The organism is Cytobacillus firmus (assembly GCF_023715565.1).
In the GTDB taxonomy this organism is placed as follows: domain Bacteria; phylum Bacillota; class Bacilli; order Bacillales; family Cytobacillaceae; genus Cytobacillus; species Cytobacillus firmus_C.
In genome coordinates, this window is record NZ_JAMBOJ010000017.1 from 25,463 (window position 1) to 37,908 (window position 12,446).

Below are 12,446 nucleotides of genomic sequence, written 5' to 3' on the forward strand. Positions count from 1 at the left end.
TCCCCCCTATTTATTACTATTTGGCTGCAATAGCTCTTTTTTATCATTGAGAAGCTCCATCAGCTGCTGAATTTGTTCGTCCGCATTCCCTTCAAGTCTTTTTCCGCCTTCCGGCTTTGGAGGGGTAAACATTTTACCCACTATCGTAGGTGACCCCTTCAACCCCAGCTGTGTCCGGTCCACACCTTCAAGATCATTAACAGACCAGATTACCGGTTCATATCTGGCAGCTTTTATCATATTAGGCATGGGGGAATATTCTATGCTATTAATCTCTTTTTCAACGGTCAGCAGGCAAGGGATTTGAGCTTGAATCAATTCATATCCGTTCGTAATTTTCCTTTTGATCAGAATTCTTTTTTCACTTTCATTAACTTCAGATACTTCAATCACATTCGTGACAGGCGGAATATCCAGCCGCCTTGCTATTCCTGGTCCAACCTGGCCGGTATCTCCATCAATAGCATGCTTTCCGCATATAACCAAATCCACAGGCATATCTTTTGAAATACGTTCTAAGGCTTTAGACAGAGCATAGCTTGTTGCCAATGTGTCGGCACCGGCAAATGCACGGTCGGAAATTAATAATCCGCGGTCCGCCCCAATTTCGATACTTTTTTTAATAACTGCCACAGCCTGTGGAGGTCCCATGGATAAGACTGATATGGTACCTTTTCCCAACACCTTTTTAATTTTCACAGCCTCCTGCACTGCATGAGCATCATAAGGATTCAAAATTGCAGGAGCACTGCGCCGGTCAAGGGTATTGGTTTTGGGATTGATTTTAATGATTTTAGTATCAGGCACTTGCTTGACACACACAACTATGTGCATTTTTTACTTTCCCTCCTCTTAACTTAAAGCTTGTATGATTATTGAGTACTTTAAGTAATAAAAAAAGCTTTGTATTACGATATATGATTCTCTAAAGAGGCATAGTACTTCTTTAATGAATTAATATGTTTATTACTAGAATTGCGGCAGACTGCAAAAAAAAAGAACCCTTCACGGATTCTTTTTATTCCCTACTTATATATGCTCAATTTATACAACTGCTTTCTTCCATGATAGAATCATTTGCCTGAATGAAACTCTCATACTTTTCCTTTGTTCCTTCTCCCGTTTAATGAAGCATTGATATTCAAAAATCAATTGATCGAGTTCCTGGCTGCATCGAACCGTTTCCTGGCTCGCCATTCCGTTTTTCCTGGCCGTTTCTATCATTTTTTCCCTTTTTTGCTGGATTTCAGTCAGCAGCTGTATTCTTTTATTGCGCAACTTTCTTCCTCCTAATCCTATCCCTTTTATCCGATATAAATGTGTCTACTTGAAGCATTATCACAAGAATTTCTATAAATGTAAATAGATTCGCAATATTAGACAATCTTTTTCCCAATTAATTTTAATCGACATTAATCTCACAGGAGCACTAATAGTTTTCGACACCTTCTGCTAAACAAAATAACTGGAACCAACAGTATATGAAAAAATTCGCAAGATCAAAGGGTGTAAAAAAAACCCAATTATTATTGTTGGAAAATAAAAATACCCAATGCCGTAGCAATGGGTCAACGGATTATTGATGAACTTCCTCTTCTTCATAAATTGGCACCCATCCTTCTGCAGATACAAAGATCCGGATGGCTACTACCTTTCTGTCATCCTGCAGAGTGAAATAATGACGAATGTTTTCAGGTACTGATATTAAATCGCCGGGATTCAAGAATACCTCAAAGAATTCCCCATCTATTCCTTGTATAATAAAAACCCCGTGGCCGCTGACAATAAACCTCACCTCATCGTCTGTATGGTGGTGTTCCCGCTGGAAATTTTGAAGAAGCTCTTCCAAATTCGCCGTATTCTTTGAAAGGGAAATGACATCCTGTGCCCTGTATCCTCTTCTTTCAGAAATATCCTTAATTTCTGCAGCAAACGTATCCAGGATTTCTTGTTTCTCATCATCTGAAAGTAAGTATTTTTCCTGGAGGCTGTCAGGCAATTTATCTATTGCCCATTGTTCATAGATAACCTCCTGCTTTTCCAGAAAAGATGCAACTTCTTCCTGATCCCTGATTTCTTTTCTTGAATTTTGAAATACGATATATGCCAAACTGATCAACCCTCTCTACTAAATTTTCTTTCTGCATTATTATGAGCTTTTCGATTAAACTACCTTTGATAACTGTTTGGCTCGATGTTCCAATATCTTTAGCTGATATCGGAACAGAAATTCTGAAGCCTCCAGGATCTTTTTAGCCTCAAAAGAGGTTTTGCCCCATACTGTAATTCCGTGGTTTCTAATTAAAATTGCACCTGAAGTTTCATGTACATGGGAAGAAAAACACTTTGCCAGCGCCGGAATGTGCGCATGATTCGGAATAATCGGAATTCTGAGGACAGCATCTTCCTCCCATTTATCAAATGCTTTAATGAGCTCTTGTCCCTGAAATGTTACAGCCTCCTGGTCACCATAAATTTCTGAGATGACATTATTATCGATAGTATGTACATGAAGACTGCATTCAGCTTTTGTTCTTCTGTATATTTCCGTATGCAGAAGTGTTTCAGCGGATGGCTTTAAATGAGTTTCGCCCACCGGCCGGCCAAATTCATCCACCAGCAGAAAGTCTTCTGCTGTCCGTTTCCTCTTATCCTTACCGCTGGCAGTTACGAGGAATTGAAGCGGGCTTGAGCTGACCTTAATGGCCAGATTCCCGCTCGTTCCCATAAACCAGTCCCTTGCTGCAAGCTCGTCTTTAATATCTGCAAGCTCATTCCATTTTTCCTCAAATCTCCTCATACACTCACCTCATTTAACTTTTTTAAAACCTTAATGCAATCATAGAATGTTTCAAAGGTGTCATGCTTAAGGTTCAATTCTTTACTTTTTTCCAAGAGCAGGTCTCTTGCTATGACAAAGTCCGCCTGTTTTGCAGCCTCAAGGTCAGTTATTGAATCTCCAATTACCACTTTCAATGTGTCCTCAGCCCCGAACTTCCTCATAATGGAAGGCTTGCAGCAGCCGCAATTATTTTGGCACTTTTCATCACAGCAATGGGGCCATAAGATTTTTATTGTGTCTTCGTTAAAATCTGAACCATTGCAGAACACTGCTTCAAAGGGTCCATACTTATCTAAAACTGGAGCTACAAAAAAGTCTATTCCGCCGCTTACTATATAAAGAGGTATATCTTTTTCTGCCAGATAATCGACAAACGGCTGGAATCCCTCTCTTACCTTTGCATTTTTTAAGATGAAATCAGTAATCTCACTTTTCAGATTACTTGGGAGAAGGGAGAACATCTTTCCTACTCCCTCTTTAATAGAAATTTCCTGCTGCAGGACTTGATTTTTTATCCCCTCCCACTGAGAAGGTGCAAAATGCTTCATAATATTGATGATGTTATCTTTTTCGGTAATAGTTCCATCAAAATCGCAAAAAACCGCTATATCACCCATTCTTTACAGCCGCCTCTTTGTATCCCCACAAATCAATCGATCTTTTTAATTCAGGGAAGTCTGATGGAGCATCGGCTAAAGAAGCTCCCTTTAAAGTTAAATCAATCGCCTGACGGAATGCCAAACCGCCTCCTCTTGCTCCATCCGGGTGGCCGTGCACGCCGCCTCCGGCGTTAATGACACTGTCTATTCCAAAGTCATCGAATAGCAATGGCACTAAACCCGGATGGATGCCGGCTGAGGGTACCGGAAAAGATCTTTTGCAAAAGCCATTTTCAGTTAGACTATCTGCGATTGATAGAGCCTGTGTTTTTTCAAGGGCAACTGAACCATAAGGTGATGGGAAAAGAGACAAGTCAGCTCCTGCATACCTGAGCAGTTTACCTAAAAGCAAAGGATAGGAGATTCCATAAACACTTGAAGCTGCAAGAGCTCCGCTGATTGCAGGATGCGCCATGATAGGCAGTTCAATCTCATCATCTTCCCTCAAAGACTGCAATACATCGAGTCCATAAGAGAATACATTAAAAAGAAGAAGATCAGCCCCAAGGCTGGATGCCTTTCTTGCCTTATCTCTTAATTCAAACGATCTTCCTGTTAAATTCACAGCATATAAGGTACGATGGCCCATTTCCTCATAAACCTGACTTAACACCTTTTTTCCTTCTTTTATCCGCGCTTCTAATGGTGTAAGGCTGTTTTCAAATAAAATTTCATCGTCTTTCACAAGATCTATACCGCCCATGGCCTGTTCCCGCAGCTGTGAAGTCAGAAAATCCATATCTTTGCCGAGCACACCTTTGAAGATGCTCATCAGAAGAGGCCTGTCATATACATTCAATTTTCCCCTCAGCCCTTCAATCCCAAATCGAGGTCCGGGGAAAAATTTTTTCAGTTCATTGGAAAAATGCAAATCCAAAAGTTTAATCTTTCCGTCCAGTGACAGTTTCCCAAAGACTGTTGTTAATATTGCCGGTAAATCCGGACTAAAATTTACAGCAGGGTAGGCAATCTTAATAATTGCTGCTGTTTCCTTACTTTTAGCATCTTTTGTAAAGATTTCAACAGAAACGACCCTGCCTTTATGCTTCTCCAGCTGCTGTTTTTCCAGCTCCGGCAAATGGGTCCATGATCCCACCGTTAAACCTAAAGCAATCTCCTCCGCTTTTTTCTCCGGATTATGTTTTTCATCATGTATTAGGTACTCTGCAATAATTTCGCTCATAAATCTTCTTCCTTTCACTATCAAAAAATAGGAAATATAAAAACCTCTTCAAATAAGAAGAGGTTAGTATGGCATTCTAACATCTTCTTATCTTTCAGCTATAAGCTGCAAGATTTAGCACCGTGCTTAAGTTTAAGTCGGTTGCCGGGCTTCATAGGGCTAGTCCCTCCACCTGCTCTTAATAAGAAAACGAAATCGATTATTCAGTTAATTTAGAAATTTAATTAGAATTATGACAGTGCTTAATTCTTTTGTCAATTTAATTTTTTAAATAAATTAAAATAGATCTAATTTTTGTATTCTTCTTACCGCTTCTTTAAGTCTTTCTTCAGATGTTAGCAAACCAGCTCTCACAAATCCTTCGCCAAACTGGCCGAACCCATTGCCGGGCGCAACTGCAATATGCGCTTTTTCCAGGAGATACTCAGAAAACTCTTCAGAAGTAAATGATTCCGGGACCTTAAGCCATGCAAAAAAAGAGCCCTTAGGAGCTTGTACATCCCACCCAATTTCCCTGAGACCGGAAATGAAAGTATTTCGTCTGGATTCGTAAATTGAATTCAACTCTTTCACACAATCCTGGGAGCCTGACAGAGCAGCTGCCGCAGCTTCCTGAACAGCTCCAAACAAGCTGACGTAAAGGTGATCCTGCATCAGGTTCAGTGCTGCAATAACGCTTGCATTTCCTGCTGCAAACCCTACTCTCCAGCCTGCCATATTAAAGGTCTTTGAAAGAGTATAAATTTCTATTCCAACCTCTTTTGCCCCTTCTGCCTGAAGAAAGCTTACAGGTCCCTTTCCGTCAAATCCAATTCCGCCATATGCAAAGTCATGTACCACGCATATGCCATGGCTTCGGCTTATTTCAACTGTTTCTTGAAAAAACTCAATGTTTGCCACTGCTCCAGTAGGGTTATTTGGATAATTAAGAAACATCAACTTGGCTGAATGAAGCTCTTCAGCTGTCAATTCACTGTATACAGGCAAGAAGTTATTTTCCTCTCTCAGAGGCATTGTTACCATTTGTGCTTTAGCAAGCGCAACCCCTGACCAATAATCAGGATATCCTGGATCCGGAACCAATACACTGTCCCCGGGATTTAAAAGGCATTGTGGAATTTCAACAAGCCCTGCTTTGCCTCCAAAAAGGATGGCTATTTCAGTATCCGGATCCAAATCCACATCATATTCCTTTTTATAAAAGTCAGCTGCTGCCTTTTTTAAATAAGGATAACCCTGAAAAGGAGAATATTTATGGTTTTGAGGGTTTTCGGCTGCACTTTTAAGACGCTTGACAATATGCTCAGGGGTAGGCAGATCAGGATTTCCCTGTCCCAGATTGATGACATCATGACCCTGTTCAAGCTTTTTCCCCACCTTAGCTGTCAATGAGGCAAAAAACTGTTTTGGCAGACTTTTTAATAGTTCTGATTGCGGATAATTAATCAAATTGATCACCTGCTTAAAAAAATGATTGAAAATATAGTCACAAATGATATAACTTAAATGATATGTTGTAAAGTAAAATTTAGAAAATTTCTATCTATCGGATTAATCATAACATAAGCAAAAGATGATTGCGGGGGAGTTAAATGAAATTAAAGGTTGCCTGTTTACAAATGGATATTGCTTTTGGAAAACCTGAAAAGAATTTTAAAGCAGCTGAAGCCATGATTCTTAAAGCGCTTAAGTCTAATCCGGACGTTTTGGTTCTTCCGGAACTTTGGACGACAGGCTATGATTTGACCAGATTGGATGAAATTGCGGACCAGGATGGAGCCTTAGCTCTGGCTTTTTTGAAAGAGACTGCACAAAAAAACCAGGTCCATCTGATTGGCGGTTCTGTTGCAAAGAAAACAGCTGAGGGCATTTACAATACGCTGCTGATTGTAGATAACAACGGAGACCTTATACATGAATACAGCAAGCTGCACTTATTTAAGCTTATGAATGAGCATCTCTATTTGAAAGGAGGGTCAGCCAGAGGAGAATTTTCTCTGGACAATAGGAAATTTGCAGGAATGATCTGTTATGATATTCGTTTTCCTGAGTGGGTGCGGAGCCATACAGCAGAGGGGGCAGAAGCTTTATTTGTAGTCGCCCAATGGCCATTGGCACGGCTTGCACATTGGCGTGCGCTTTTGATTGCACGTGCCATTGAAAATCAATGCTATGTCATTGCCTGCAACCGTTCCGGCACTGATCCTGCTAATGTCTTTGCTGGCCATTCGATGATTATAGACCCTTGGGGTGATGTACTTGCTGAAGGCTCTGAAAATGAAGAAATTCTTCATAGTGAAATTGACCTGGATAAAGTGAAGGAAGTCCGCAGCTTAATTCCGATTTTTGATGACCGCAAACCGGATTATTACCGATAAGGACTTTGCAGAGGGCCCTGCCAGGGCCCCTGCTCACCCTTCTATTTTCGCCCACATTTCAGGGGGGTTCAACTCGTAAATGCCATTTTCACGGTACATATAGTGGTTGATTATAAATTCCCTGCGTATAGTAGCGTAGTCTTCATGATACTGTTTTATATATTCGTTAAGCTCTTTTTCTTCATATTTTTTTCCCATTTTCAAGCCTTTAATTAAATGCTCAAAAACCATCAGTTTCTTCTTTCTCTGGGCTGGAATATTCTTCAGCTTTCCATCCCTGGTAAAGAAATTTTCAATAACCTTCTGATTTTCGGAATTTTGTTCCTCCATTTTTTTAACCTCCTCTTTATCTGCCAATTTTGCAAGTACACCGGACTGGTGTTTCAGTACAGATTCATTCAAATAAAAATAAACAGTATTTTTATCTCTTCTTTGATATACGAGGTTTATTTCCCGCAGTTTATTTAGGTGATGTGTAATGGTAGGCGGGGTTAAGCCAAGCTTTCCGGCTATCGCTTGTCCATGCAGCGGCCCTTTGGCAAGGAGAAAAACAATCCGGATTCTGGTTGGGTCTCCCATAGTCTTATAAAAAGCCACTAAGCGATTTAATTGCATAATTACGCACCTCATTTCGATTATCATCTAATTAGATATTAATCGAATGTGATTCATTTCGTCAACAGAATTGGAAAAATCAAAAAAAATCACCTTAAAATGGTGATTTGATAACTATTTAGCATAATTGGCCCCTTCAAGGGATAATAATATTTCTTTAATTTCTGTCCTGCTGCCTGCATACCCGGTTAGTGATTTATTCTTGCCGATCACACGATGGCAAGGAATAATGATTGGAAGGCGATTGACCTTATTTGCCTGTCCGATGGCCCGCACAGCTTTGTCTTTCCCTATTTTTACAGCAATGTCGTGATAGCTCCTTGTCTCGCCAAATGGGATAAGGCAAAGCTCTTTCCATACTGCTTTTTGAAATTCAGTTCCATTAAAGTCAATTGGGAGGTCAAATTCCTTTCTATGTCCGTTAAAGTATTCCTCAAGCTGGAGAGCACACATTTTTAACAAAGAGTCAGAGGGGTTAAATTGCAATGATAAGACATCTTCCCCTTCCAAAAAATCAGCTTCCCCCATGTATAAAGCCAGAAGGGTTCCATTTTCTGCTACGATGTATATGTCACCGGCCGGTGTTATTACCTTAGAATAAACTCTTCCTCTCATTCGATTCCCGCCTTTATTATGTGGGCAAATAGATGTGAAAAACAGTTCCTTCACCCAATTTACTTTCCACTTCAATTGTTCCGTTGTGTTCTTCAATAATTTTATATGTAACCATTAAGCCAAGTCCAGTACCTCTTTCCTTTGTAGTATAAAAAGGCTCACCAAGCTTTTTTATTTTGTGTGCAGGAATTCCAGTTCCTTGATCCCCTATGGAAATGTGAACTTTTTGGTCCGATTCTTTTTGAATGGATACTGTAATATATCCGCCTTTATGCATGACTTCAATTGCATTTTTTATTATATTGATAAAAACTTTTTTCATTTGATTGGATTCACAGAAAACCCTGGGCAGGTTCTGTTCATAATAAGTTCTGAATTGAACATTGTGAAGTACTGCCTGTGCACTAAGGAGATCGACTGTTTCTTTCATAATTTGTGAAATGTCTTTTTCTACAAATTTGACAGCTTGAGGCTTAGCAAGGATAAGAAATTCATTAATAATTGAATCTATCCTGTTGAGCTCAGTGGTGATCACATTGAAATACATCGTATGATCTTCTTTAACACTTCCCTCCAGAAGCTGAATAAAGCCTTTAAGAGCCGTCATGGGGTTTCTGATCTCGTGTGCTATCCCTGCTGCCAATTCTCCAATGACATTCAAGGTGTCTGATTTCCGAAGCTGTTCTTCCATTTCCAGCTTTTCAGTAATATCTTTAAATGTCGTCATACTAATATTAGAAAATATATTCAGCTTGTTGGAAAACTCAAAAAATTTCTTTCTGCCTGTTTTTAAAGTAATGGAAAGATTCCCGTCTGATTGACCCTCTGAGTGTATGTTTCTTATTTGTTCTTTTAATTCTTCATCAGTTATATTGCAGTCATTCAAAATACTATGCAGTGATAAACCGATAAGATCCTCTTTTGTCATCTGCAGCATTCTCTGGCCTGATTGATTAATATCGACGATTTGAAAATGATCGTCCCAGAGAAGAATACCTTCAAGAGCCCCTTCAAAAATCATGCGAAATTTTTGTTCGCTTTCCCTTAAACTTTTTTCCATGGCATGACGCTCACTGACATTTCTGAAGATTGTCATGTGGTAGCCTTCAACTGAGTTCAATTTCACTGTAAATTCCAAAGATTTGAACTGGCCGTTAGGCATAAGAAAAACAAGCTCATCCCTTATTGAGCCTTTTATGAACATGTCTTTAACAATGTTTCTGTATCTTTCCGATTTTTCATAGACGAAATCTTTTACCTGTCTTTTGAGCAGTTCACCATGTGTACATTCAAAAATCCGGCAAGCAGCCTCATTAGCATCGATGATTTCGCCATTATCGCCCCAAAAAATGATGCCATCCAGAGCTTCTACAAACAGGTCCGCATACAGCTCTTCATTCTTTTTCACTTTCCGTTCAAGGAGCCGCTTACTCGTGACGTCTCTTAATATACACATATAAAGACTGCTCTCATTAAGAGTGCTGGTAGTAAAATCAAACTCAATAATACTTGTGCCGCTATATACTGGAAGGATGCCCCTGACACTATTATTCTTCTTTAATAGCTCCTTTTGCTTTTCTAGCTTGAAATGCTTGTTTTTCGGCACGATTTCATACAGGCTCCTGCCTATCAGTTGCTCTTTATCCATCTTTATACTTTCAGCTAATGATGGATTGACATCAACTATTGTCTCCTCGCTGTCAAAAAATAAAATACCATCTTTTGAGTGAGAGAATAAATCATATCCATATGAATTGTCATTAGTCAATATATTATTTTCCTTTTCTAATGTCTCAATTCTGGCATAGAGTTTCCTGATTTCCTTCATAATGACCACTCTATTTCCTCCTATTGGGATTTGCAATTAATTATTTATTTCTACAAGATTAGACCAAAACCTTTAAATCTCAGGGAAAACTGACTTAAATTATTTTTTTATAAGTGCTTTGGGCAGAATGAAGAGGCATACCCTATCACGAGTATGCCTGGATTTTACAGTTTGAATTTTGCAATCATTTCATTTAATTGTTCTGCCAATTCCGACAGAGACAGTGCATTATCTGAAATTTCCTCCATTGAATGGTTAGTCTGAGCCATTGATGCACTGGTTTGTTCGATGCCTGCAGCAGATTCCTCGGATACTGCAGCAATATTGCCAATAGACTGGTTCATATGTGAAGAGTTAATTGATACCTGCTCGAGACTGCTGGAAATATCGCTGACATTTGCAGACATTGAGTTAATTGCCTCATAAATTCTTTGGAATGTTTGTCCAGTCAGTTGTATTTGCTCAGTCCCTTTTTCAACTTGAACATAGCCTGTTTGAAGTGACACGGCTACACTGTTTGACTCTGTTTGTATACCTCCTACAATCCTGGTGATATCTGATACTGAATAGGATACCTGCTCAGCCAGCTTTCTCACCTCATCTGCCACAACTGCAAAACCCCTTCCGTGCTCACCGGCTCTGGCAGCTTCAATTGCTGCGTTTAACGCGAGAAGATTGGTCTGGTCAGCAATTTCCTTTATAACTTTAACCAGCCTTGAGATTTGTTTGGTCTGGTCATCAAGCCCATTAACCTTGTCCACAGACGACTTCATAATCTGATTAATTAATCCCATTTGTTCCTGGGATTTTTTCATAAGTTTGTTTCCATCCTCAGTAAGCGATAACACCTCTGTAGAAGCACTCTTGATTTCATTACCGCTGTATGCGGCTTCTTTTACTTTTTCCAGGTACTCGTCCATTAATAAAGATAAACGTGTTGCAGAGCCAGCCTGATCCTCAGCTCCTCCTGAAAGCTCCTGCATGGTTGAAGCAACCTGCTGACTGGCTGCTTTCACTTCATTTGCGGCAATATTCAATTCTCCGCTTCTTTCAGTAACATATCCGGAAACTGCATTAATTTCCTGAATCATTGTCTGCAATTTTACTTTCATGAAATTCATGGCTCTGCTAAGCTGTGCTACTTCATCATTACCCTCATATTCCACTGAACTCACATTAAGGTTTCCTTCTGCTATTTCATTTGAGAACTGTACAATCGAAGTTAATTTTTTTGAAATAATACGTCCTATAAATACAATACTTGCGATTCCAAGGACAGCTGAAACGATGATTGAAATGCCAAGTGCTATCAAAGTTAGGATAAGACTGGATTTTGCAGAAGATACAGCTTTTTGCTGATCCTCTTTCATCATGCTGCTAAGGGTATTCAATTTTTCAACCGTTTCAGAAATCACATTATCTGCCTGCAATTTCCCAAGCCTATATTCTCTTTCATGCTGAAGTTTCACTTTTGGCTCAATGACCTCATGGAATAAACTGGTGATTTGTTGATCATTTTCATCAATTTGCTTAAAAAGGTCTTTTGCTTTTGTATTGCTCAGATCCGGAGAAATTTCCTTCTTTAATTTATTAAATTCCTCTGTCAGCTGGTCAAATGCATTTAAATGTTTTGGATTGGAGTCAATGATAAAGTTTCCAATCGTGCTCCCTTTATGGTGGAATGTGGCCGCTGATTCAGTAATTTTAATGGCTTTTTCTCCTGAATCCCTAACAATCTCCAGTTTTGAACTGGCCACTGTAAGCAGAATAAAAGTAAGGACAGTTGAAAAGGTGAATAGACCAATGGTCCCAAAAAGTACGACCCCATATTTCTGACCAAGCTTCAGGTTCTTCCACCAGCTTGTACCCGCCATTTTATTAAAAAACTTTCCTATACCAAGCCCTTTAGACTTGGATGAGGCTTTTTGTTCCTTCTTTCCTGATTTGAATTTCCTTACACCTTTCAAATTCCTTCCCCCTTTATGATTTAGCCGGATGCAAACAATCGAACTAGTTTGGTTCTAATTCTTTTTTACTATTCTTTCAATTCATTATAATAGAACAAAAAAGACATTTAAAGATTATTTTTCCAATTAAGTTTAATCTGGCACTTCTTTTGGATTTTCCTTCATGATTTCTTTCTTGTGGAGCATAGCTTTTTAAAGCTTGGCAGACTAAACGGACTGGTACCTTTTATCTGAAACAAAAATGACTAACAGTTCAAAAAATTTGAAACAGGTATGTAAAAAGGTTTTTCACCCTTATAATATATAGGTTTCTTGGCTGTTATTTTTATAAAACAGATTTTGAATTATTATGTTACAGT

Annotated in this window: 12 protein-coding genes and 1 riboswitch; of the genes, 1 reads left to right on the forward strand and 11 read right to left on the reverse strand. The window is 39.2% G+C overall.

The features are described from left to right. Window positions 1-6: 6 nt before the first annotated feature. The 7 genes from M3205_RS08785 to M3205_RS08815 all read right to left on the reverse strand — a co-directional run bounded on the left by M3205_RS08785 (window position 7) and on the right by M3205_RS08815 (window position 6,133). Window positions 7-834, reverse strand: a complete 828-nt coding sequence (locus M3205_RS08785; protein WP_251169542.1) for an electron transfer flavoprotein subunit beta/FixA family protein — start codon at window positions 832-834, stop codon at window positions 7-9. Window positions 835-1,044: 210 nt separating this feature from the next. Then, on the reverse strand, window positions 1,045-1,278 hold the full coding sequence (locus M3205_RS08790) for an aspartyl-phosphate phosphatase Spo0E family protein (protein WP_251169543.1): 234 nt from the start codon (window positions 1,276-1,278) through the stop codon (window positions 1,045-1,047). 298 nt (window positions 1,279-1,576) lie between these two features. Further along, window positions 1,577-2,110, reverse strand: a complete 534-nt coding sequence (locus M3205_RS08795) for a 1,2-dihydroxy-3-keto-5-methylthiopentene dioxygenase (protein WP_251169544.1) — start codon at window positions 2,108-2,110, stop codon at window positions 1,577-1,579. 54 nt (window positions 2,111-2,164) lie between these two features. After that, window positions 2,165-2,800, reverse strand: coding sequence for a methylthioribulose 1-phosphate dehydratase (locus M3205_RS08800; RefSeq protein WP_251169545.1), 636 nt, complete (start codon window positions 2,798-2,800; stop codon window positions 2,165-2,167). Continuing rightward, on the reverse strand, window positions 2,797-3,459 hold the full coding sequence (locus M3205_RS08805) for a 2-hydroxy-3-keto-5-methylthiopentenyl-1-phosphate phosphatase (RefSeq protein WP_251169546.1): 663 nt from the start codon (window positions 3,457-3,459) through the stop codon (window positions 2,797-2,799). The genes M3205_RS08800 and M3205_RS08805 overlap by 4 nt, the downstream gene beginning before the upstream one ends. Then, window positions 3,452-4,684 carry a 2,3-diketo-5-methylthiopentyl-1-phosphate enolase gene (locus M3205_RS08810; protein WP_251169547.1) on the reverse strand — a complete coding sequence of 411 codons (1,233 nt, stop codon included), beginning with the start codon at window positions 4,682-4,684 and terminating at the stop codon, window positions 3,452-3,454. The genes M3205_RS08805 and M3205_RS08810 overlap by 8 nt, the downstream gene beginning before the upstream one ends. Before the next feature lie 84 nt (window positions 4,685-4,768). After that, a riboswitch (SAM riboswitch) is annotated at window positions 4,769-4,872 on the reverse strand. A gap of 88 nt (window positions 4,873-4,960) precedes the next feature. Then, the gene (locus M3205_RS08815) at window positions 4,961-6,133 is read right to left on the reverse strand and encodes a pyridoxal phosphate-dependent aminotransferase (protein ID WP_285886223.1); all 1,173 of its coding nucleotides are present in this window, start codon (window positions 6,131-6,133) and stop codon (window positions 4,961-4,963) included. Between the two features lie 143 nt (window positions 6,134-6,276). On the opposite strand from M3205_RS08815, the gene M3205_RS08820 reads away from it, so the two are divergent. Next, entirely contained in the window at window positions 6,277-7,062 is a 786-nt protein-coding gene (locus M3205_RS08820; RefSeq protein WP_251169548.1) for a carbon-nitrogen family hydrolase, read from the forward strand. 33 nt (window positions 7,063-7,095) lie between these two features. Here M3205_RS08820 and M3205_RS08825 read toward each other — a convergent pair whose 3' ends face one another. From M3205_RS08825 to M3205_RS08840, 4 genes are all read right to left on the reverse strand, one after another. Next, the gene (locus M3205_RS08825; RefSeq protein ID WP_251169549.1) at window positions 7,096-7,677 is read right to left on the reverse strand and encodes a DUF2087 domain-containing protein; all 582 of its coding nucleotides are present in this window, start codon (window positions 7,675-7,677) and stop codon (window positions 7,096-7,098) included. 114 nt (window positions 7,678-7,791) lie between these two features. Next, window positions 7,792-8,292 (reverse strand): methylated-DNA--[protein]-cysteine S-methyltransferase, encoded by a 501-nt coding sequence (locus tag M3205_RS08830; protein WP_251169550.1) that lies wholly within the window; start codon window positions 8,290-8,292, stop codon window positions 7,792-7,794. Between the two features lie 16 nt (window positions 8,293-8,308). Continuing rightward, window positions 8,309-10,120 carry a PAS domain-containing sensor histidine kinase gene (locus M3205_RS08835; RefSeq protein WP_251169595.1) on the reverse strand — a complete coding sequence of 604 codons (1,812 nt, stop codon included), beginning with the start codon at window positions 10,118-10,120 and terminating at the stop codon, window positions 8,309-8,311. Between the two features lie 164 nt (window positions 10,121-10,284). Continuing rightward, window positions 10,285-12,087: a methyl-accepting chemotaxis protein gene (locus M3205_RS08840; RefSeq protein WP_251169551.1), complete on the reverse strand. Its 1,803-nt coding sequence runs from the start codon at window positions 12,085-12,087 to the stop codon at window positions 10,285-10,287. Window positions 12,088-12,446: the final 359 nt, after the last annotated feature.

Bases quoted from the DNA above. Each gene is read 5' to 3' on its own strand.
- M3205_RS08785 (WP_251169542.1), bottom strand. From the start codon at position 834: ATGCACATAGTTGTGTGTGTCAAGCAAGTGCCTGATACTAAAATCATT.
- M3205_RS08810 (WP_251169547.1), bottom strand. From the start codon at position 4,684: ATGAGCGAAATTATTGCAGAGTACCTAATACATGATGAAAAACATAAT.
- M3205_RS08820 (WP_251169548.1), top strand. From the start codon at position 6,277: ATGAAATTAAAGGTTGCCTGTTTACAAATGGATATTGCTTTTGGAAAA.
- M3205_RS08800 (WP_251169545.1), bottom strand. From the start codon at position 2,800: ATGAGGAGATTTGAGGAAAAATGGAATGAGCTTGCAGATATTAAAGAC.
- M3205_RS08830 (WP_251169550.1), bottom strand. From the start codon at position 8,292: ATGAGAGGAAGAGTTTATTCTAAGGTAATAACACCGGCCGGTGACATA.
- M3205_RS08835 (WP_251169595.1), bottom strand. From the start codon at position 10,120: ATGAAGGAAATCAGGAAACTCTATGCCAGAATTGAGACATTAGAAAAG.
- M3205_RS08805 (WP_251169546.1), bottom strand. From the start codon at position 3,459: ATGGGTGATATAGCGGTTTTTTGCGATTTTGATGGAACTATTACCGAA.
- M3205_RS08825 (WP_251169549.1), bottom strand. From the start codon at position 7,677: ATGCAATTAAATCGCTTAGTGGCTTTTTATAAGACTATGGGAGACCCA.